Annotated in this window: 16 protein-coding genes and 1 pseudogene; 5 read left to right on the forward strand and 12 right to left on the reverse strand. The window is 71.8% G+C overall.

Annotated features, from left to right (window positions below; translation table 11 throughout):
- From ACWCQM_RS38795 to ACWCQM_RS38820, 6 genes are all read right to left on the reverse strand, one after another.
- On the reverse strand, positions 1–4,415 hold a 4,415-nt coding region (locus tag ACWCQM_RS38795), incomplete at its 3' end, for a type I polyketide synthase (protein WP_450919785.1).
- Between the two features lie 420 nt (positions 4,416–4,835).
- The gene (locus ACWCQM_RS38800; RefSeq protein WP_450919786.1) at positions 4,836–6,155 is read right to left on the reverse strand and encodes a methylaspartate mutase; all 1,320 of its coding nucleotides are present in this window, start codon (positions 6,153–6,155) and stop codon (positions 4,836–4,838) included.
- Positions 6,152–6,664, reverse strand: a complete 513-nt coding sequence (locus ACWCQM_RS38805) for a cobalamin B12-binding domain-containing protein (RefSeq protein WP_450919787.1) — start codon at positions 6,662–6,664, stop codon at positions 6,152–6,154. The genes ACWCQM_RS38800 and ACWCQM_RS38805 overlap by 4 nt, the downstream gene beginning before the upstream one ends.
- Positions 6,657–7,910 (reverse strand): type III PLP-dependent enzyme, encoded by a 1,254-nt coding sequence (locus ACWCQM_RS38810; protein WP_450919788.1) that lies wholly within the window; start codon positions 7,908–7,910, stop codon positions 6,657–6,659. The genes ACWCQM_RS38805 and ACWCQM_RS38810 overlap by 8 nt, the downstream gene beginning before the upstream one ends.
- Positions 7,907–9,550 (reverse strand): AMP-binding protein, encoded by a 1,644-nt coding sequence (locus tag ACWCQM_RS38815; protein ID WP_450919789.1) that lies wholly within the window; start codon positions 9,548–9,550, stop codon positions 7,907–7,909. Before ACWCQM_RS38815 ends, ACWCQM_RS38810 begins: the two co-directional genes overlap by 4 nt.
- A gap of 480 nt (positions 9,551–10,030) precedes the next feature.
- Positions 10,031–10,534, reverse strand: coding sequence for a DinB family protein (locus ACWCQM_RS38820; protein WP_450919790.1), 504 nt, complete (start codon positions 10,532–10,534; stop codon positions 10,031–10,033).
- A gap of 155 nt (positions 10,535–10,689) precedes the next feature.
- On the opposite strand from ACWCQM_RS38820, the gene ACWCQM_RS38825 reads away from it, so the two are divergent.
- Positions 10,690–11,313, forward strand: coding sequence for a class I SAM-dependent methyltransferase (locus ACWCQM_RS38825; RefSeq protein WP_450919791.1), 624 nt, complete (start codon positions 10,690–10,692; stop codon positions 11,311–11,313).
- A gap of 91 nt (positions 11,314–11,404) precedes the next feature.
- Here ACWCQM_RS38825 and ACWCQM_RS38830 read toward each other — a convergent pair whose 3' ends face one another.
- The 6 genes and pseudogenes from ACWCQM_RS38830 to ACWCQM_RS38855 form a co-directional block, all read right to left on the reverse strand.
- Positions 11,405–11,749 carry a hypothetical protein gene (locus tag ACWCQM_RS38830; protein WP_450919792.1) on the reverse strand — a complete coding sequence of 115 codons (345 nt, stop codon included), beginning with the start codon at positions 11,747–11,749 and terminating at the stop codon, positions 11,405–11,407.
- A 224-nt stretch (positions 11,750–11,973) separates the two neighbouring features.
- Positions 11,974–13,041, reverse strand: coding sequence for an adenylate/guanylate cyclase domain-containing protein (locus tag ACWCQM_RS38835; protein WP_450919822.1), 1,068 nt, complete (start codon positions 13,039–13,041; stop codon positions 11,974–11,976).
- A 26-nt stretch (positions 13,042–13,067) separates the two neighbouring features.
- Complete coding sequence (locus tag ACWCQM_RS38840; protein WP_450919823.1) at positions 13,068–13,496, reverse strand: universal stress protein; 429 nt, start codon at positions 13,494–13,496, stop codon at positions 13,068–13,070.
- Between the two features lie 163 nt (positions 13,497–13,659).
- Positions 13,660–13,998 carry a hypothetical protein gene (locus ACWCQM_RS38845; protein ID WP_450919793.1) on the reverse strand — a complete coding sequence of 113 codons (339 nt, stop codon included), beginning with the start codon at positions 13,996–13,998 and terminating at the stop codon, positions 13,660–13,662.
- Positions 13,999–14,153: 155 nt separating this feature from the next.
- A pseudogene (locus ACWCQM_RS38850) lies at positions 14,154–15,536 on the reverse strand (PhoX family protein); the annotation flags it as partial.
- Positions 15,537–15,744: 208 nt separating this feature from the next.
- A complete protein-coding gene (locus tag ACWCQM_RS38855) occupies positions 15,745–17,607 on the reverse strand; it encodes a peptidoglycan recognition protein family protein (protein ID WP_450919794.1) in 1,863 nt (620 codons plus the stop codon).
- Positions 17,608–17,676: 69 nt separating this feature from the next.
- Between ACWCQM_RS38855 and ACWCQM_RS38860 the strand changes: the two genes are divergently transcribed.
- The 4 genes from ACWCQM_RS38860 to ACWCQM_RS38875 all read left to right on the forward strand — a co-directional run bounded on the left by ACWCQM_RS38860 (position 17,677) and on the right by ACWCQM_RS38875 (position 21,329).
- Complete coding sequence (locus ACWCQM_RS38860) at positions 17,677–17,811, forward strand: hypothetical protein (protein WP_450919795.1); 135 nt, start codon at positions 17,677–17,679, stop codon at positions 17,809–17,811.
- A gap of 218 nt (positions 17,812–18,029) precedes the next feature.
- Entirely contained in the window at positions 18,030–19,139 is a 1,110-nt protein-coding gene (locus ACWCQM_RS38865; RefSeq protein ID WP_450919796.1) for an ArsR family transcriptional regulator, read from the forward strand.
- Between the two features lie 389 nt (positions 19,140–19,528).
- Entirely contained in the window at positions 19,529–20,788 is a 1,260-nt protein-coding gene (locus ACWCQM_RS38870) for an SGNH/GDSL hydrolase family protein (protein ID WP_450919797.1), read from the forward strand.
- 82 nt (positions 20,789–20,870) lie between these two features.
- The gene (locus tag ACWCQM_RS38875) at positions 20,871–21,329 is read left to right on the forward strand and encodes a Rieske (2Fe-2S) protein (RefSeq protein ID WP_450919798.1); all 459 of its coding nucleotides are present in this window, start codon (positions 20,871–20,873) and stop codon (positions 21,327–21,329) included.
- The last annotated feature ends 86 nt before the right edge of the window (positions 21,330–21,415 follow it).

A 21,415-nucleotide genomic window follows, 5' to 3' on the forward strand; every position in this document is an offset into this window, starting at 1 on the left:
GTCTCGAGAGCGGGCGGGGCATCGACATCCGAAGTGGCGACGGCACCCTCGGTGAGCAGCACCAGCCGCGAACCGGCGAACCGCTCATCGGTGAGGAAGCTCTTGACGGTGCCGAGAAGCTGGGCGAGGGCCGTACGGGCGGTCGCCAGTGGGTCGGTGCCGGTGCCCGTGGCCTCCGTACGGTGGGTGACGAGGATGACGTCGGGCGCGGCCCCGTCGGCGTCGGCCGCTGCGCCCAGCTCGGTGAGTGTGGGGTGGAGGGGTACGCCGAGGGTGCCGGCCAGACCCAGGGGGTCCGTACCCGCGATCGCCCAGTTCACCGCGTCGGCGGATGAACCAGCGCTCGTCCCGACCCAGTTGACGCGCTTGAGGGTGTCCGTGCGCGTGGCAGCGAGGCGCCCGGTGTCGACCGCACGTACGAGATAGCCGTCGACGAGGGCCACGGGTGCGCCCGTGGTGTCGGCGAGACGCAGCAGGACGGAGTCGGGGCCGGTGGCCGCGATCCGGACCCGGACGGCGGACGCACCGGTGGCGTACAGCGTCACTCCGTGCCAGGCGAAGGGCAGACGGGTGATGTCGTCGGCGGCTCCGTCCTGGGTGAAGTCGGTGGCGTGCAGCGCCGCGTCGAGCAGCGCGGGGTGGAGCGCGAAGGCTCCGGCGTCGCCCTGGACGCCCTCGGGGAGGGCGACCTCGGCGTAGACCTCGCCGTCGTGCCGCCAGGCGGCACGGAGCCCCTGGAAGGCCGGGCCGTATCCGTAGCCCTTCGTGGCCATGTCCTCGTAGAGACCGGTGATGTCGACGGGCTCGGCGCCGTGCGGGGGCCATTCGGCGAGGCCGAAGCCGGCGCGGTCGGCGGCGGGGGCACCGAGTGGGGCGAGCAGTCCGTCGGCGTGCTGGGACCACGGCTCGTCGTCGGTGGCGTCCTCGGGCCGGGAGAAGAACGTGATGGCGCGGCGTCCGCTGCCGTCGGGGGCGGCGACCTGGATCTGCAGAGCGATGCCGGTGCCGTCCGCGGGGACGGTGAGCGGGGCCGCGAGGGTCAGTTCCTCGATGGCGTCGCAGCCGACCTGGTCCCCGGCGCGGACGGCCAGTTCCACGAAGGCCGTGCCGGGCAGCAGGACGGTGCCCGCGATGGCGTGGTCGGCGAGCCAGGGGTGGGAGCGCAGCGAGACGCGGCCGGTGAGGATGATGCCGTCCTCGCCCGCGCGGCTGATCACGGCGCCGAGCAGCGGGTGCCGGGCGGCCACCTGGCCGAGGCCCGTGGGGTCGCCGGAGTCGGTGATCCCCCGGGTGAGCCAGTAGCGGCGGCGCTGGAAGGCGTACGTGGGCAGTTCGACGCGGGGGGCGCCGTCCGGCGCGCAGGCGGTGCCCCACTCCACGTCGAAGCCCCGGACGTGGACGGCGCCGAGGGCGGTCAGCAGTTCCCGCTGCTCGTCGTGGCCTCGGCGCAGCACGCAGTGGAAGGCGGGCGCGTCGTCGGCGGACCTGGTGTCTCCGGCGTCGGCCAGTGCTCCCTGCGCCATGGCGGTGAGTACGGCGTCGGGGCCCAGCTCCAGGAAGGTGGTGACTCCGGCGGCGGCGAGGGTGTCGATCCCGTCGGCGAAGCGGACGGCGCGGCGGACGTGGCCCACCCAGTACTCGGGGTCGCAGAGTTCGGCGCTGGTGGCGATCTCACCCGTGACGTTGGAGACGACGGGTATCAGGGGTGCGCGGTACTCCAGCAGCCGGGCGATTCCCCGGAACTCTTCCAGCATCGGCTCCATGAGGGGCGAGTGGAAGGCGTGGGAGACGCGAAGCCGCTTGGTCTTGGCGCCGCCCGCGGCAAGTCGTTCGGCCAGGGCGAGGGTGGCCTGCTCGGCGCCGGAGACGACGACGGAGCCCGGGCCGTTGACGGCGGCGAGGGCGACGGTACCGTCGCCGTCCGCGAGGGCTGCGGCGACCGCGGCCTCGGTGGCCTGGACCGCGACCATGGCACCGCCGGCGGGCAGTTCCTGCATCAGGCGGGCGCGGGCGGCGACCAGGGTCGCCGCGTCCTCCAGGGAGAGCACTCCGGCGGCGTGGGCCGCGGACAGCTCGCCCAGGGAGTGGCCCGCCAGGTAGTCGGGCCGTACGCCCCACGACTCGAGCAGCCGGAACAGTGCGGTCTCCAGGGCGAAGAGACCGGTCTGGGCGTACTGGGTCTGGTCGAGCAGTGCGGCGTCCTCGGTGCCCTCGTCGGCGAGGAGGACGTCCCAGAGTGAGTGCTCCAGCTGGAGGTCGAGGTAGCCGATGGCCTCGTCCAGGGCTTCGGCGAACACCGGGTACCGCTCGTACAGTTCACGGCCCATGGCGGCGCGCTGGCTGCCCTGTCCGGTGAAGAGGAACGCGAGCCGGCCGGTGGCGGGTTCACCGCGCACCACGTCGGGGTGGTCGGTGTCCTCGGCGAGGGCGCGCAGCGCGCTGTCGAGCCCGGCGCGGTCGCTGACGGTGAGGACGGCCCGGAGGCTGAGTGCGGCGCGCGTGGTCGCCAGCGCGTGGCCGAGGTGCGGCAGCGGAGTGCCGGGGTGCGCGTCGAGGTGGGTGCGCAGCAGGTCGGCCTGGGCGCGCAGCGCGGGCGCGCTGTGGGCGGAGAGGGTCAGCGGCAGGAGCCCGGTGGCGGTCTCCGTCGTGTCGGTGCCGGCGTCGGTGTCCTCCGCGGAGCCGGGATCGACGGCTGCGACGGCCTCCGCGTCGCCTTCCTCGAGGATGACGTGGGCGTTGGTGCCGCTGATGCCGAACGCGGAGACACCGGCGCGGCGGGGGCGGTCACCGGTGCGCCACTCGACGGGCTCGGTGAGGAGCCGGACGTCGCCGGCTTCCCAGCGGATGTGCGGGGACGGCTCGTCGACGTGGAGGGTCTTGGGGAGCACCCCGTGCCGCATGGCGAGGATCATCTTGATCATGCTCGCCACACCGCCCGCGGCCTGGGTGTGGCCGAGGTTGGACTTGACCGAGCCGAGCCACAGCGGGCTGCCCTCGGGGCGCCCCTGCCCGTACGTGGCGATGATCGCCTGGGCCTCGATCGGGTCTCCGAGCGTGGTGCCGGTGCCGTGGGCGTCGACGGCGTCGACGTCGGCGGCGGTCAGTCCGGCTGTGGCCAGGGCGTCACGGATCAGCCGCTGCTGCGACAGGCCGTTCGGCGCGGTGAGGCCGTTGCTGGCGCCGTCCTGGTTGACCGCGGTCGCGCGGACGACGGCGAGCACCTGGTGGCCGTGCCGGCGGGCGTCGGAGAGCCGCTCGACGGCCAGCAGGCCGATGCCCTCGGAGAAGCCGGTGCCGTCGGCGGCGGAGGCGAACGCCTTGACGCGCCCGTCGGGGGCGAGGCCGCGCTGGCGGCTGAACGCGGTGAACATGCCGGGGCTGCCCATCACGGTGACGCCGCCGACGATGGCGAGGGAGCACTCGTCGCGGCGCAGTGCCTGTGCGGCCAGGTGCAGGGAGACGACGGAGCCGGAGCAGGCGGTGTCGATGGTGATCGCCGGGCCCTCGAAGCCGAAGGTGTAGGCGACGCGCCCGGACGCCAGGCTCGGGGCGTTCCCGGTCATCAGATAGCCGTCGAGACCGTCGGGGGCCTCGTGCACGCGGACACCGTACTCGTGGACCTCGGCTCCGACGAAGACGCCGGTGCGCGTACCGCGCAGGCCGTGCGGGTCGATGCCGGAGCGCTCCAGCACCTCCCAGGTGGTCTCCATCATCAGTCGCTGCTGCGGGTCCATGGCCAGCGCCTCGCGGGGGCTGATCCCGAAGAAGTCCGCGTCGAAGTCGGTGGCGTCGGCGACGAAACCGCCGTGCTTGACGTAGCTCTTGCCCTGCGCCTGCGGGTCGGGGTCGTACATGCCGTCGACGTCCCAGCCGCGGTCGCGGGGGAACTCGCCGAGTACCTCTCCGCCCTCCTGGAGCAGCTGCCACAGCGCTTCGGGGCTGGTGACCCCGCCGGGGAACCGGCAGGCGGCACCGATGACGACGATGGGGTCGTCGTCGTCCACGCGCCGGGCGGCCGGGCCGTCGACGGCCGCGGCGGTGGCGGGCAGTCCGAGGGCCTCGGTGCGCAGGTGCTCGGCGAGGAGCGCGGGCGTGGGGTGGTCGAAGCCGACCGTGGGCGGCAGCGCGAGCCCGGTCGCGGTGTTGACCCCGGTGTGGAGCGCGACCAGCCCGAGGGAGTCCAGGCCCTGCTCGCGGAAGGGGCGGCGCGCGTCGACGGCCACCCGCTTCTCGTCCGGGCGCACGCGACGGAGCACCGCCACGGCTTCGCGGCAGATCAGGTCGGTCAGCTGCCGCGTCTGCTCGGCGACCGGAAGCGCCTCCAGTCGGCGGACCAGTTCGGAGGGGTCACCCGCTTCGGCATGCGACACATTCACCTTGTCGGCAGAAGAGGAAAGGGAACCGGGCTCGGTCATCAGCGCACTCCACGGTCATCACTGGTTCGCGCGATTCACGGCGCGCGAATATGCCTACACCCGGCCTTGTTACGGTGTGCCGGCCATTACGGAAATCGTGTCTCGGATTCGTTCTTCGTCATGGCAGTTCTGGATCTGTTCTTGCTTCTGTGCTCAAAGCTGGTGCTGTCACTGCCGCGAGCGACGGGCCGGTGCGGATATTCCGACCGGATATCGCCAACGTAGGGGTGCGGGCTCCCGGCTGACACCCCTAGTGACCCCGGTTGCCGGTGGTGGCGCCCGGTAAAGGGCCTCTTCCGGTGCGTCGGCCCATCGCCCGGCGTGATTGCTCCACGGATATCGCGACCGCCGTCGCGCACACGGCCGCAATTTCCGTCGCGGAGTCCTGCCGGGCATTCGGATCGCCGCCCTCCGGAACAGTCAGGCGCCGTCGAGCAGAACCGGCTGAATCGGAGGTTCGTCAAAGGTGCTGCGTACGTAGGAAAGGTCGCTGAGAAGCCCCGGCGCGGTGACACGTCCCGTACTCAGGCCGGTCACGAGATGTCCCAGCGGCAGAGAGCCGATGGCCGCCCAGCGCAGTCGGCCTTCGCCGTCCACATAGCTGCGTGTGCGACCGCAGTTGTCGGGGTGCACGCAGTAGGGGATGTCGAGGTAGCCGTGCTGGAACGCGCGCATCAGGGCGGTGCCGATGTCCGTATGGAGGGACAGGACCGCTTCCACCAGGGCCCGGGCCTCCTGATACGTCTGGGAGTCGGTCTCCGCCGGAGCGCCGGCGGTGACGGGCCGGGGCGTGCGTGCGGCCACGCCCGCGGCGTACTCCAGGGCCTGGACGTTCTCGACGATCGTGGGGATGCGCCGGGCTTCCGCGACGGTCTTCACGATGAGCCGTTCGCAGCCCGTGGTGACGGCGAGTTCGGCGGCCTGGCCGAGCAACCGCAGCGCGCCGCCGTCGGTCTGCGGGTAGACCCCCATGTACGCGTACACCACCACGTGCCAGTCGTCGGTGCGCAGATGCTCCCGGCACAGACGGCGCAGTGCGGCGACGGCTTCCTGGTCCTGGCCGAGATGGGTCTGCTGGGCGTAGCTGAGGGAGACGCTGCGCACTCCGTGCTGGACGAAGAACATCGCTTCCAGGAGGCTGAGGGCGACCAGCTGGCTGGGCGGGCAGAGCTGTCCCAGCATGCATCCACCGAAGGTCTCGATGTGCGGTTCGGCGCCGCTGCCGCTGAGTTCGGCGAAGAGTTCGCTGCACACGGACCACTCCCGGACCGCCTCGGCGAGCGGGGTGCGCCCGTAGGGAAGGCAGTACGAGACGGGGCCGCCCTCCGTGGCGGTCAGGCCGAGGCCGGCGAGGGCGGCGAAGATGTCCCGGGGGACGGCGGAACCGTGCCGGACCTGTACGGGGAAGTCGGGGCCGCGTATGCCGTCAAGGACCCGTTCGGTCGTCTCGACGGGGTGGCTGACCACCGGGTAGCCGTTGAGGTCGAACCCGGCGCGCAGCGCCTCCTCGACAGCGTGGAGATGACCGACGCGGGTGTGGCTGTCCAGGGTGATGGTGCCCACGGTGTGGGCGTCGGCGCGGCGGGTGGCGAGCAGCCCGGCCCGCATGCGGGCCGGGTCGCCGAACCCCATGCGGGGCTGCACCACGAGCCGTCCGCGCGCCCCGTGCGCCCGCACGAAGGCACCGAAGCCGACGGACTGCTGACCGGGCTCCCCCGTCGGCCGCCGGGCTGGCTTCACGCGGTGATCCGGGGCCCGGGCAGGGCCCGGTTCCCCGCGGTCCGGGCGGAACTCTCCAGGACCTCGATGAAGGACCGGAAGGCGATCACCGGGTCGGCGTCGTCGGGGAACACGGCGTCGAAACCGGCCTCGGTGAGCTGTTCGGAGAGCAGGTCGGCCTCGTCGGTGATGCCGAGCTTGCCGCCGATCACGGCGGGGGTCGCGGCGAGATCGGGCTGCTCGCGCAGCCGTCGGATCATCCGCATCCCCTCCTGGTGGCCGTGGCCGTTGACCGAGCTGACGACCAGCAGGTCGGGGGCGGTCTCCAGGCACTCCCGCACCAGCAGGTCGTCGGGCACGCACGGGCCCAGGTTGATCACCCGGTAGCCGAGCTCCTCGATGAGCAGCTGAAGGTAGACCAGGTTCCAGGTGTGGGAGTCGGAGGCGACCGTGGTGACCACCACGGTGCCCTTGGCGTTCTGCGCGGGCAGCGCACGCTCGGCGGGGGCCACCGCCGTCCCGTCAGACATCCGCCGGCTCCTCTTCGCGGCTGCGGCGGACATGCTCGATGCGCGAGACGGAGACCACTCCGTCCCGGTCGAGGACGACTTCGGTGGGCGCCGGGCGTCCCAGGAACATCAGCAGGCTCGCTGTCGGCCCGTAGGCACCGGCGTTCGGTACGGTGACGATGTCGCCCTCGGTGAGCAGCGGCACCTCGACCTGTCGGCCGAGAAGATCGCCAGGGGTGCACAGGGGTCCCGCCAGGGTGGCGCGTTCGGTCTCGGCGCCGACGGCGACCTGGACCGTGACCGGCAGCAGCCTTCCGAGCCCCGACATCCCGCCGAAGCTGTTGATCCCGGTGTCCAGGATGACGAACTTCTGGCCGCGGCTGACCTTCACGTTGCTGACGCCCGCGACCAGTGTGCCGCTGTCACCGACCAGGTAGCGGCCGGACTCGACGGCGACCTTGGGAGTGCCCTCGCGCCAGGCGGGGAACGCCTCGTCCAGGGCCTCGGCGAGACCGGCGGCCAGGCCCGGGTAGCGGGCGCGTTCACCGGCGGTGGCATACGGGACGGAGAAGCCGCCGCCGATGTCCAGCAGCCGCAGGGGGACGCCGAGTTCCTCCTGGATACGGGCCGCGGCGGTGATGGTGTGCCGGAACTCGCCGAGCAGCGCCTCCTCGTCGGCGGCGTTGCTCTGGGAGAACAGGTGCAGGCCGACGATGTCGGTGCCGGGCACGTTCCGCAGCTGCTCGGCGAGTTCCGGGACGGTCTCGCTGTCGATGCCGAACTGGGTGGGCTTGCCGGTCATCCGGATGCCCGTGCCGGCCGACCCGGTGGCGCTGTTGATGCGCAGCAGGCAGTCGGCGGTCACTCCGAGTTCACAGGCGGCCCCGCCGATGTGCCGCAGGTCGCCGAGCGACTCGGCGGAGAAGAGGCGTACGCCGCTCTCCAGGGCGGTACGCAGTTCCTCGTAGGTCTTTCCGGGGCCGGTGTAGAGGACGTCTCTACCCGCGTAGCCCGCTTCGAGAGCCGCCGCGAGTTCGCCGGTGGAGCTGATCTCGGCGCGGCAGGAGGGGCCGTCGCCCTCACGCAGGGTACGTACGAGGTCGACGTGCGGGTTGGCCTTGAAGGCGTAATAGACCTCGAAGCCCTCCGGCAGGGACTGGAAGAGATCGTGACGGGCGGCCCGTACCTTCTCCAGGTCGTAGACGTACAGGGGTGTGCCGTAACGTTTGGCCAGATCCTCCGGATCCGGACCGGTGGGGGCGTTCACTTGTCTCTCCCGTCGAGCAGCCTGGCCAGTTCCTGTCGGGCGTTCTTGCCGTGCTGGGTCAGCGGGAACTCGGTCAGCGCGCGGCAGATCGCCGGTATCTTGGCCGGCTCCAGACGGACCGTGAGTTCCTTGATGATGACCCTGGGGTCGAGTTCGGTCTCCACGAAGAGCGCGAGATCGTGCTGCTCGCCGGGCGGGACCGCCGCGGCGGCCCGGACACCGGGGATGTCCATGGCGGCGGCTTCGATCTCCAGCGTGCTCATGCGGAAGCCCTTGCGCTTGAACATGTCGTCGCGCCGGCCGCGGAAGTAGAGGTAGCCGTCCGCGTCGAGGCTGCCGTAGTCGCCGGTGTGCAGCCGCAGTTGCCCGGACTCCGCGTCGCGCCGGAAGGTCCGTGCGCTCAGTTCGGGTGCGCCCCAGTAGCCGGGCATCACGTGACCGCCCTCGGCCACGATCTCGCCGGTCTCGCCGGCCGGCACCGGACGGCCGTGTTCGTCCAGGATCAGGACCCGGGTGCCGGGCAGGGGCAGTCCGACCGCGTCGGGGCGCTCCTGGTCCTCCTCGGGGGGCATCACGGTGATCCGTTTGGCCTCGGTCTGGCCGTACTGGCGGACCACCCGTGTGCCGGGAAAGAGGTCCCGCAGCTCGGAGATCACCGAGGGCGGGAGCGCCGCTCCGGTGTTGGTGAACATCCGGACCCGGGGCAACTGGCCTGCGGCGGCCCGCCGGCCGAGCTTGACGATCATGCTGGCGAGCGAGGGCACGGTGGGGACCACGGTCGCGCCGACCTCGTGCATCCGTCGCAGCAGGAGCAGGTCCTCCGCGCGGTCCGCGAGCACGATCTCGCTGCCGACGGCGCAGCTCATCAGCACCTTGTACAGCCCGTAGTCCCAGGACATCGGGAAGCGGCAGAACACCACGTCGTCCGCGCGGTAGCCGAGGGAGCTCACCAGTGCCCGGGTGGCGAAGGTGACCTGCGCGTGCGGACAGATGACCGCCTTCGGTGCCGCGGTGCTGCCCGAGGTGTAGATGAGGGCTGCCGGGTCCTCGGGCCGCAGCGGGACCGGGGCGGCGCGGACACCGCTCTCGCGCAGCGCGGCGATCTCCGGCCAGATCTCCTCGAACGTCGTACGGGTCACCGGACCGGCGGGGGCGTCGCCCTCTGCGGGGAGGGTGAGCTCGCCCGCGCGGGCCTCGCCGTCCTGGTCCGTGACGAACAGCGCGGGACGGCAGTTCGCCACCACGGACCGCAGGTGGAAGGGCTTCATCGCGGGGTTGAGCGGCACGAAGATGACTCCCCGGCGGGAGGCGCCGTAGAACATCGCCGCGAGTTCACGGCCCGTGGGCAGCTGGACCACGAAGCGGTCCCCCGCACCGAGACCGCGCCGCTCCAGCCAGACGGCCACGGCGTGGCTCGCCTCGTTCAGTTCGGCGTAGCTCCACCTCTCGTCCGCGTCCCGGACAGCCGGTGCGCCGGGGGTGGCGGCTACGGCTTTGTCGAGCAGTTCATGGACGAACTCACCACCGGGGCCACCGGCCGCGTCCGCGGCTCCGCCCACTGCTGGTATCTCGTCCGCACCTTCGGTATCCGTGGCAGTGCCCGCCGGCCGGCTGCCGCCCACGTGCGCATGGCTGTCCATTTCCAGACCCCGTCTCATAGCCCCGAAAACTGGCGACGGGCAAACCGTAGAGAGATTCGAACCGCGCCCCACACCCCTAGCCGCCCTTAATCACCCCTGGCTGGCTGCGCCACGACGACGCCCGGTGGAACGCCCGGTGCGAGGTGACCTCGACGGAGGAGCACCACGTCTGCGCAGGTGGCGGGGGAGCCGTGCGCGACGACGTCCCCGACCGCCGTGCCCGGCCGGGGGGCCGCCGGCCGGCCCCGTGCCGGCCGTGTGCGCCACCGGGACCGGGACGTGTCTTCCCCTCCGGATCACACACCAACCGTTGTGCACACCACGAGAACCTCGCGCTGAAGCCGGTGGCCGAAGGTGACCGGACGACACGCCCCCGCTACGGCCGGCGCGGCGGATCGCGGCGCCCGCATGCGGACGAGGCGCACAACGCCCACTGAGCCACCCGCCGCTGAGATCGCTCCGGGGCGAGCGACACCCTCGTCACCGTCCGACCGAGCCGTCGATCTGTTCGCGCAGGATGTCCGCGTGCCCGGCGTGCCGGGCGGTCTCCTCGATCATGTGGACCAGCACCCAGCGCATCGACGGGGGCGGGGTCTCGCGGAGCGAGCGGGCTCCGGGGCGGTCCAGGTCGGTGCAGGCCAGAACTACCTCGTCGGCGCGGGCGATCGCCTCGCGATAGGCGTCCGCCAGGTCCGACGCGTTCTCGTCTGCGGAGACCTCGCCTCCGTCGTCCCAGCTCTCGCGTTCGGCGCCGGCGTAGGCCCAGACGAACCAGTTGAGCTCGACAGCCGTCAGGTGCTTGATCAGCTGGAGCAGACTGGTCCCGGAGGGGACTCCGGCCGTACGGACCGCGGGCTCCGGGACGCCGGCCGCCTTCGCGAGGACGGCCTCACGGAGGTAGTTCAGAAAGGTCAGCAGAGTGGTCTTCTCGTCCGTGTTCAGGCCCGGAGGCCGAAGGTCGGGGCGTGGCTCCGAAGTCGTCATGGCGGAACGGTAGGTGATCGACTCCCGTGTCAACAGCCATATTCCTGACGGCAATCGGCCTGCACGTCGGGGGCCCGGCGGACCGGGGCCGGTCTGCGAGCACACCGGGAAAAGAACTCGCCGGGCGCGGAGCGAGGGCGATAGCGTCCGCCGCTGTGACTGTCGAAGATCCCAAGGACCTGGTTCGGCGCGGCTATGACGCCTTGTCCCTGCGATACGACGAGGCGTACGACTCCGACACGAAGTACCACCGCTGGGTCGCCGACCTGAACGGACGTCTCGCAGCGGGCAGCAGGGTGCTGGATCTGGGCTGCGGCAGCGGAGTACCCGTCGTGCGCGACCTTGCGGGAGCAGGTCACCGGGTCACCGGCGTCGACATCAGCGAGACGCAGATCGACCGGGCTCGGACGCTGGTACCGCGGGCCGAATTCATCAGGGCGGATGCGACCTCGGTGGACTTTCCCGTCGGGACCTTCGATGCAGTGGTGTCGCTGTACGCCCTGATTCACATTCCGCTGGAGGAACAGCCGCCGTTGCTGAAGAAGATCGCGTCGTGGCTCCGGCCCGGCGGCTGGTTCCTCTGCAGCACGGGGCAGCACGCGTGGACGGGCACGGACGAGAACTGGCTCGACAGCGGGGTCACGATGTGGTGGAGCCACGCGGATGCCGACACGAACCGGGCCTGGATCACCGGTGCGGGCCTCACAGTCGAACAGGAGGAACTCGTCCCCGAAGAGGACAGCGGACACGCGCTGTTCTGGGCACGACGCCCGCTGTGACGGAGCGGTCCGCCCTGCGCAGCCCGGGAGCGGCCGGGGTACGCCCGTCCAGGAAACGGGCGTACCCCGGCCTCCACACCGATTGGTCAGATCAGGTCAGCGGAGCTGGGGGCTGGGCACCGTAGAACGTGAGCGGGGGCCACCCCTTCGACTCCGCTATCGCCGACAGCGCGTTGGCGATCTCCAGAGGGGTGATGTCCTGCGCCGACGGATAGCCGTTGGGCCAGTCCACCCGGACGCTGAACGTCATCTCCATCATGAGGTCCGATTCGGCCATGCTCGCGTTGGTCTCGAACTTCGTACCCGGTGAGAACACCGCAGGCGTCTGGCTCGCGTTCGTGTCCTCGGCCGCGGCGGTTCCGGCCGAAGCGAATACGGCCCCCGCTGCCGCCGTCCCCGAATATCCCAGCAGCGAACGTCTCGACATGTTCGACATCTGGCCCCCTCCTCCTGAAGATCTCCCGCGCTCCGCGGGAGCGAAAGCGATCATATGAAGGGCTCCTCGGCGGAGGGACGGCTTCCGGCGAATGGAGCAGAACCGGCGCTGGACGCCCGCGGTTCCATGAGCGAGCGCCTTGAACGCGTCGGCCCGGGCGACCGGGCCCGGGCCGGGTGGCCAGGCCCGGGCACGGGTCAGGTCCGTCTCCACGAGACCGCGCCTCAGCCGCCGCGCGACCGCAGCAGCACCGGTCTCAGCCTGCTGTACCCCCGCACCGACACGGGCCGCAGCACTCTGAGTTCGTACGCCGCCGAGCCGGACAGCTCGCCCGCGAGTGCTGTGTTGACGAGTACGGTGCCGGGGCGGGCCACCGCGGTGAGCCTGGCCGCGATGTTGACCGTGGCCCCGTAGACGTCACCGAACCGGCTGAGCATCGTCCCGTGTGCCACCCCGGTCCGCACCTGCGGCAACCCGCGTTCCGCCTCCGCCCGTGCGGTGAGTTCCAGGGCGATGTCGGCCGCGTCGGGGGCGGACTCGCAGACGAAGAGGACCTCGTCACCGATGGTCTTCACCACCCTGCCGCCTCCCTCGGCGACCACATCACCCGTCAGGCTCTCGAACCGGTCGATGACCCGGACCAGTTCGGCGGTGTCCAGCCCTCGGGTCATCCGGGTGTAGCCGACCATGTCGGTGAATCCCACCGCGCGTTCGCGGACGTCCGCGGCCTCGTGCGGCGCGGCCGGAACCCGTTCCGCGGCGAATCCGTGCTGGCCCTCCCCCTGGCTCTCTCCCCGCCCCCGCACCGCCCGCGCGCCCTCCTCCGTCTCCGCGAGGACGCGTCCGGCGTTCGCGGCGAGATGCCGGTGCCACACATGCCGTTGCAGCAGCTCCATCTCCGGCAGCAGGGCCGCGGCCTGTTCCACGAGCGCCTCGCCGCCTGCGGCACCGGAGTCGCGGCTCAGCCAGGTCCAGAGGGTGTGCACCTGCCACTCCGCGAGCCGGGACAGATGATGCCCCAGCGCCCGCGCCATCGCCGTCTCGTTCTCCTCGGTGATGAGGCCGGCCGCGACGAGCCGCTCCCCCGCGCGCAGGGCGTTGACATCGGCGTCGGTGAACACCCTCGCCTCGTCGTCCACCAGCGGAAACCCGAGCGCACGCCAGATCTGCGCGGTGCGCTCGGGGCTCACTCCGGACCGCTCGCCGATGTCCCGCCTCGTCCAGAGGCGATCGCCCCCGAGCAGCACGGCCTCGACGGCCCGCCGCAGCTCCTCGGCCCCGGGCGGGTCCATCGCCCCGCCGGCCGCCCCTGCCTCACTCACGTGGTGTGGACGATCAGCACGTCCAGGCCCGCTCTTCTGGCGATGTCCGCGGGCACGGAGCCGAGAATGCGGCCGGCGAGCGAACGCAGCCCCCTGTTCCCGACCACCACGAGATCGGCCGAACACTCCCGGGCGACGGCCACGAGCGCGGGCACCGGCTCGTCCTCCACCGCGGTCGACCGTATGGTCGCCGCCCCCTGGGCGCGGGCGCGCTCCGTGGCTGTCCTGAGGGTTTCCTCCGCCGGTGCCGAACCCACGACCTGATAGGCCTCGGCACCTAACTGGTCCTGTGCACGCGCGAGTTCAGGTCCGCTCATCGGCATGTACGCGCAGGCGATGACAAGTTCGGCCCCGCAGGCGGCAGCGAGGCGGGCCGCCCCCTCGACCGCCGAGTACGAGGACTCCGAGCCGTCCGTACCGACCATGACCGTCCGGTAGGCAACAGCCACGACAAACTCCTTACCTGGGAGTAAACTTACCGAGGAGTAAGGTAGAGCGGGCCACATCCGCAGGGCAAGAGGGCGAACACGGTCGTACGGACGGCAGACGCGCCCGGGCACTCCCGCCTCAGCAACGTCCACTTCACCCTCACGACGCGGTCCCCTCCTCCTGATCCATGAGGTCGAGTTGGCGGACCCCGCTCTCCCAGCGCCGGCGGCGCACCTGTGAGGACTGCTCCCACCAAGGCGTGCCCCTCTCGCCGAGGGCCACCTTCGCCGTGTGCACCCGTTTCCGCGCCCGGCCCTCGGCCTCCGTGTCGGCGGCGCGTCGCGCGGCGGCCACCGCGCGACGCCCCGCCATGAGGTGGTGCCGGAGGCGGGAGGCGACGTCCTCGGGGATCTCCGGGTCCGTCGCACGCCACCGGCGGTGGTCGACGACCACGTACCGGCCGTCCGGGGTCCGCTCCGGGTCCGCAGGGGGGTTCATCCGGCCGATGCTGCCCCGGGGCCCGGGCGGAGGGCATCAGGACACGCGGTCGTTCGCGAACCAGCCTCGGCGGTCGACGCCCGTCAGCCGGTGCGCCCTCAGCGGGTGGGCCTCCGCCCGGTGCGCCCCGGCCGGTACGCCCCCGCCGGTCCGGCTCAGGACCGGGTGTCGCGGCCCGAGCGCCGTACGGCGACCGTGGCGGACCTGGGGCGCCCGTTCCTCCGGCCGTCCGGCCAGGTGCTCACGACTCCGGGCGCGTCCACCGCCGGGGCACCCCAGCGGGCGGTGCGCTCGCCCGGGTGCTGGATGCTGACGAACAGCGTGCGTCCGTCAGGTGTGGCGGTGACACCGGTCACCTCGCGCGGGGCGGTGAGGAAGCGGCGTACCGTCCCGGTGGCGGTGTCGGCGGCCAGGAGGGCGTTGTTCCCTGCCGCCCGGTGGACTGCCGAGGGCCCGTTCAGCGCGCTGCCGGAGACTCCGGTGGAGATCCAGAGGGTTCCGTCCGCGCCGAACCACAGGCCCTTGGGCGCGGCGAACGCGCCGTCGGGCGTCGCCCCCGGATCGCCCGCGGCGAGGAACTCCTCCCAGCGGAAGGCGCGAACTCCCTCCTTCCCTTCCTGGTGGCTCTCGCGCCATCTGATGATCCGTCCGTACGGATCGGCCCCCCGGCCGCACCCCTCCGGTGCCCGTGCGCCGGTCTCCTCCGCGTCCGCGCAGGACAGGCCGCCCGTGCTGTTGGCGAGCGCCAGATAGACGGCGCCCGCCGGGCTCACGGCGATCCGCTCGGGACGCCCGAGCGGGCTCGCGCCGAGCGCGTCGGCGGCGAGCCGGACCCGTACGAGGACATCGGCCTGGTCCCGCCAGCCCGCGGCCCTGGTGAGCGGCCCCTCTCCATGGCGCAGCGGCAGCCACTCCCCCGTCCCGTCCTGGGAGATCCTGGCCACGTGGAGGGTGCCGTGGTCCAAGGGGCTCTTGCCCGCCGCCCGCAGAGCGCGCCAACTGCCCGCGCTGACGTACTTGTAGAGGTACTCCCCGTCCTCGGCGTCGCCGCTGTACACCACCACCCGCCCGGCGTCCTCGGTGACCGTGGCACCGCCGTGCATGAAGCGTCCGAGTGCGGTGCGCTTCACCGGGACGGACGACGGGTCGTGCGGGTCCACTTCCACGACCCAGCCGAAGGCGTCGGGGCACGCCTCGCGGGAGGCCAGGTCGAAGCGGGGATCGTCGCGGTGCCAGGGGTGGCCGAAGCCCGTGGCGGACAGGCCGTAGCGGACCTGTGTCCCGCTCCGGTTCCAGCCGCGCTCGTCGGTGCCGAAGACGGCGTTGACGTTCTCCTCGGCGGCCGGATAGGTGCCCCAGGGAGTGACACCGTGCCCGCCGCAGGCCAGCACGCCGCGCGTCCCCGCCGGCATGGCGACGGGCCCGGAGAACCGTACCGGGGTGTCGCCGGTGATCCGGCGGTTGTACGCCGATTCGACGGTCCTCCAGCCGCCGCCCGTCTCCCGTACGGCCACCACGGAGATGCCCTGGGCCGCGAGCGCCTTGTCGCCGCCACCGCCGTGAAGCCGGACGGCCCGACGGGGCCGGACCGTCCGGACGGTGCCCCCGGGGCGGGAGTCGCGGAGGCGGAGGTGGCGCCGAGGCTCATCACCCCCGCGGCGGCCAAGGCTCCCCCGGCGAGCACGCCGCGGCGGTCCATGCCGCCCGCCGAAGGGCGGGTGGTCTTCTTCGTGGCGTCCTCACGCATCAGAACCTCTCCTGGTTGAGAGCGGTCTGCAGGGCCTTGGTCGTGCCCGTTCCCCAGTCGCCGTCGACGACGAGCCCCGCGCCGGTCATGCTGTTGAGGTGCCGCTGCATGGCCTTCACGGTGGTGGTGCCGACGTCTCCGTCCACGATCAGTCCGGCGCCCGCCCAGGTGTTGAGGTGCTGCTGGAGGGCGCGCTTGGGCTCCGGGCCCCACACTCCGTCGGCGGGGGCTCCGATGGCCCGCTGGGTCGCGGAGACGGTCCTCGGGCCGAAGGTGCCGTCCACCTCCAGCCGGGCGCTGTCGTGGTAACGGCCGTACGCGGCATCGGTGTCCGGCCCCCACATGCCGTCGGCCGCCACACCGACCTTGGCCTGGAGCCACTTGACCCCGGCCTCGGTGTCGGGTCCGAAGATGCCGTCCACGTCCAGCGCCGGACTGCGGCCCAGGCCGTTCACGGCGTTCTGCTGGTAGGCCACCGGCCGGATCGTCGTGAGCCCGCCGTCGGAGGCTCCGGCCTTCCCTCCGGTGTAGTCGTTGTACGCGGACTCCGTCGCCGGGCCCCACAGCCCGTCCGCTCCGACGCCGACCTTGCCCTGGAGCCACTTGACCCCGGCCTCGGTGTCGGGTCCGAAGATGCCGTCGACGATCAGCGCAGGGCTGCGGCCGAGACCGTTCACCGCGCGCTGCTGGGAAGCGACCGACCGGATCGAGGTCAGGCCGTCGGAGCTGCTCCCCGTGCCGATGTACGCCCGGTACGCGGCCTCCGTGTTCGGCCCCCAGATGCCGTCCGCGTCCGTACCGACCCTGCCCTGGAGCCACTTGACCCCGGCCTGGGTGTTCGGCCCGAAGATGCTGTCGATGACCAGCGCCGGACTGTAGCCGAGTCCGTTCACCGCCTGCTGCTGCGAGGCGACGGACCGCACCGAACCCCCGCCGGACGAGGAACCGTCGCCGCCCTCGACGTCCTGGAGTCCATCCGTCGGCATGCCCTGCTGCACCCATGACCGCAGGTCGTTGCCCGGGCACTGGGTGGAGCCGAGGGCGCTGTGGTACGTCGTCGAGAGGGTGCGGCCGACGATGTGGTTCGTCTTCGCGTACAGGCTGCGGATCGCCCTCTTCGCGGCCGCGGTGGCGTCGCCGTCGCGGCCGATGAAGCACACCGCGATGTGTGTCCTGTTGTAACCGCTGGTGTGCGCGCCCTCGTTGGACCAGCCACGCCCCTCGTAGATCCGGCCGCCCTGGTCCACCAGGAAGTTGTAGCCGATGTCCCACCAGCCGTTCGAATCCATGTGGTAGTTCTGGATCGCCCGTACGGTCTGACCGGGCGGCCCGGCGGAGTAGTGCACCACGAAGCCCGTGCGCTCGGAGTTGGGCACCTTCGCCACTTCGCGCGGCGGACGTGCGCCCCAGTTCTCCCGGGAGATGATCTTCAGCTGGGGCGGCGCGGGGTCGGGAACCGTTCCGCCCCCGCCCGACTGCGGCGGGTCGGGGTCGATGTCCGATCCGTTCTTGGCGTACGGCATCAGGAACCGGCCGGGGCAGTCGGTGGGCCAGTCGCCCGCGCTGTGCGGCCGGATCAGGTCACCGGCCTCCCGGTGCGCCGCGAGTTCGTAGCGCAGATGGAAGATGAGCTTCCTCATCGAGGTCACCATCGCGCTCGTCGGTGCGTCCTGGGTGCCCAGCATCCCCTGGATCGAGTAGAAGGCGGTGTTGCGGCCGAGTTCGAGGCTGCCCACCTGGAGATAGGCGCCGCCGTTGGCCTCGCCCCGTTCGTATCCCCGGCCCTCGTAGACGATCCCGTGCGGGCAGACGAGGAAGTTGTAGAGGATGTCACCGGCCTCCTGATAATGATCCGGGAACATCGAGGCTATCTCTTTTCGGCAGACGTCTCCGAACCGGAGGAGAACGAACCGCCTTTCCCCATGTAGTGAATGAACACACCACCCGTCCAGGGTTCCCACGCCCGGTTGGACGGCTCCGGCGGCCTGCTGAACCGGTCGACGATCTCCTGGTTGTCGGGCTCCGGAATCAGGGAGATGTACTGGGCCCAGGTGGACCGCTTCTGAATGGTGACGGAAGGCACTGTCGGACCTCGTGGCTTTCTTCGGGACCAGGGCGGGCACGGACCGGCGCTCTCGATCGGGCCGGGCTCGCGTGCTCCGCGGGCGCGTCGGCTCCGCGCGGCGCGGGCTCGACCACCTGTTCCACGATTGCCGAGACCCGCCCGGCTGGGCCATGCTGTTGCGACTGAGAGCAAAAGCTGAGCTCAACGGGGGAGAACGCGATGCTCCGCATTCATTTCAGTGATGCCGACCTGGGCAGAACAAGACTCGCCGCCGCTCCTGATCCACTGTGGGAGATCGCATCGAGCCTGCACAGGTTTCAGTCGAGGAAAGGACGGTGGGCGTACGCCGGGTGGTACCGAACAGCGCGGCAGCAGCTGCGGGAGAAGGGAATGGAGCGGCTCCTGCGAGGTGTTCTCCTGCCGCTGTATCCAAGAGCCGCGTATTTTCCAGATTTTCTGACTCCGGTCCATGCGATGGACGGTTTCGAGGCGGGCATGGAGTCGATTCTGGCCACACCGCCCCAGCGCGTCCTGGAGGAGATCGCCATCCTCGACAGGACCGTCGGAGCCCCGTCCTGGGCCGGGGAGCTCGCCCGTCCGGAGGCGCGCAGGGAACTCGTCGGGATGCTGCGCGCGTACCACGAGGCAGTCGTCGTCCCGCACAAGGAACAGGTGCAGGCGCGGATCGAGGCCGAGCGGGCGGTGCGCTGCCGGGGCATCCTGGACGGCGGCGTGGAGGGCATGCTGGCGGGGCTCGGGCCCATGATGCGCTGGCGCCCTCCCGTCCTGGAGGCCGCCTACCCGACGCAGGCCAGGGACAGGGACCTGTATCTGAACGGCCGCGGGATCACGCTGATCCCGTCGTACTTCAACTGGGGGGAGCCGGTCGCCTTCGCGGATCCCGAACTGCCGCCCGTGCTCTGGTATTCACTGCTCCACGAGCCGGACGCACGACAGGCCGCGCACGGCGCGGCGAGCGGCTTCGAGGCCCCGGGGAGACCTCTGACCGCCCTGCTCGGACGTGCCCGCGCGGTCGCCCTGTACGCCGCGTCCTCGGGTGCCACGACCGGCGAGATCGCCCGCGCCGCCGGTGTCTCCGCCTCCTCCGCCAGCCGGCACGCCACCGCGCTGCGCGACGCGGGACTCATCACCAGCATCCGGAACGGGCCGACGGTCCTGCACACCCTTACGCATGTGGGGGCGTCCATGCTCCGCTCGGCCATGGCTCCGGCGGGCCCGGCAGGCGCGGCAGGAGGACCGGCAGGCGGGGCGGGTGCCGCAGGAGGCCCGGCCGGCAGCCCGGACGGAGCCGGCCGGAGCGACGGGTGAGCACTGGCTGAGTACGGCGGTGAGCCGGTGGCAAGCTCTGGCCGAGTGCGCCGGTGCGCTCGGTGCCGAGCTCTGGCCGAGTGCCCCGGTGAGCTCGGCGCGCGCCCGCCGATCTTGCCGGTGCATCCGCGCGGGTGTGCCGTGCTCGCGCGGGTGCACCTACGCCACGGCTCGCGGCCCGGTGCCGGATGCGCGCCGTTTTCCACCTGACTCGAACAACACCTTGTGCGCCCGGGCCGGGTCCGGTCTCATTCATCACGGCAGACCCACGCACCCCTCTCGCACCGTGACAACGTTGCCAGACTCCCGGGGCCGCCGCTTCGTCGCCGTACCGCCGTACTGCCGTACCGCCCGCACCCGCTCACCCCCGCACCCGAAGGAGCACACCGATGCGATTACGCCTTGCCTCCGCCGCCGCACGCACGGCCCTCGCCTCCCTGAGCGCCCTGCTCCTCGCGCTCGTGGCGGTCCCGCAGCCCGCCTCCGCTCACGGTCCGGGCGGGAAGTGGGTCACCGCCTGGGGTGCGAGCCAGGTGGCCGGCAGTGAGATCCCCTGGAGCAGCTGCCCCGCGGGAGCGGGCCTGCGGGACAAGACGGTCCGCAACGTGCTCTTCGTCAGCGCGGGCGGCGACAACGTCCGGGTCCGGCTCGCGAACACCTTCGGTACGCGGCCGGTGAGCGTAGGTCATGTCACCGTCGCCCTCCAGGAGTCCGGGGCCGCCGCAGTGCCCGGCACCCTGCGGACGCTGACCTTCGGCGGTCGCGCGCAGACCACGATCCCGGCCGGCGGGGACCTCTTCAGCGACCCCCTGCCGATGCGCCTGCGCGCCCTGTCCAGCCTGCTGGTCAGCGTGCATGTGGACGAGGCGACGGGCCCGGTCACCAACCACCCGTTCACCGCGCAGGGCAACTACCTCGCGGACGGGGACGCGACCCTCGGCACCTCGGGCGCCGGATACACGGACACCCCCTGCTGGATGCTGGTGAGCGGCATCGATGTGCGCGCCGGCGCGCGTACGACCGGCACCGTGGTGACCTTCGGCGACTCCATCACCGACACCGCGAGCACCACCGGCAATGCCAACCAGCGCTACCCGGACCATCTCGCGCGCAGGCTCCAGGACGGTCACGGCCCGTCGCTCGCCGTCGTCAACGCGGGCCTGGGCGGCAACCGCCTCATCGCGGACAGGGACGGGGAGCCGTACTACGGCCCGTCCGGTGTCTCCCGGGTGGAGCGGGACGCGCTCGGCCAGAGCGGTGTCCGGGCCGTGATCCTCCAGGAGGGCATCAACGACATCGGGTTCAGCGCGCCGGCCGAGGACATCATCGCCGGGTACCGGGCGTTCATCGAGAAGGTCCACGCGAAGGGCGTTCCGGTGTACGGGGGAACGCTGCTGCCCTTCCAGGGGTCGTTCATCTGGACTCCGGAGCGCCAGGCGACCTGGACCGCGGTCAACGACTGGATACGGAACTCCGGCGCGTTCGACGGTGTGGTCGACTTCGCCGCGGCCACGGCGTCGGACGACGACCCGCTGACGCTCGACCCCGCGTTCGACAGCGGTGATGGTCTGCACCCCAACGACGCGGGCACCCGCGCGATGGCCGAAGCCGTCGACCTCCGCATGCTGGCCGGTGGCCGCGGGCGGTGAACCGGGCCTGCGGCTGAACGTTCGGCGCCTCGGCTCCGTATCCTCACCCGAGGTGTCGTACTCCGATGAAGGGATTGCACGCATGAGCGCATCGCAGGAGAGCCAGGTCCACTTCCGGCGCCGCACCGTCGTCGCGGCGGTCGGTGCGGTGGGCGTGGCCGCCGCTCTCACCGCGTGCGGCGGATCGCAGGACGACGCGGAGGGTTCGGACACGGTCCAGCCGACCGAGGAGGGGGACGGCGCGAACGCCGGGGGCGCGGTCCTCGCGAAGACGGCCGACATCCCCGAGGGCGGCGGGGTGGTCTTCGCCGACCAGGGCGTCGTGGTGACCCAGCCCACCGCCGGCAGCTTCAAGGCGTTCTCGTCGAAGTGCACCCACCAGGGCTGCGCCGTGAAGGGAATCGCCGACGGTGTCATCAACTGCCCTTGCCACAACAGTACGTTCGACGCGGCGACCGGTGAGGCCACGGGCGGTCCGGCGACCCTGCCGCTGCCGGAGAAGCAGATCCGGGTGGAGGGCGACGCCATCACTCTGGCGTGAGCCGTCACGGCCGGTCCGGGACCGTTGCGTGATCGCGCGACAGGCTCCATGATTCCGGGGACCGGCCGAACAGCAGGAGAGGCGTC

The sequence above is a fragment of the Streptomyces sp. NPDC002125 genome (assembly GCF_053593715.1).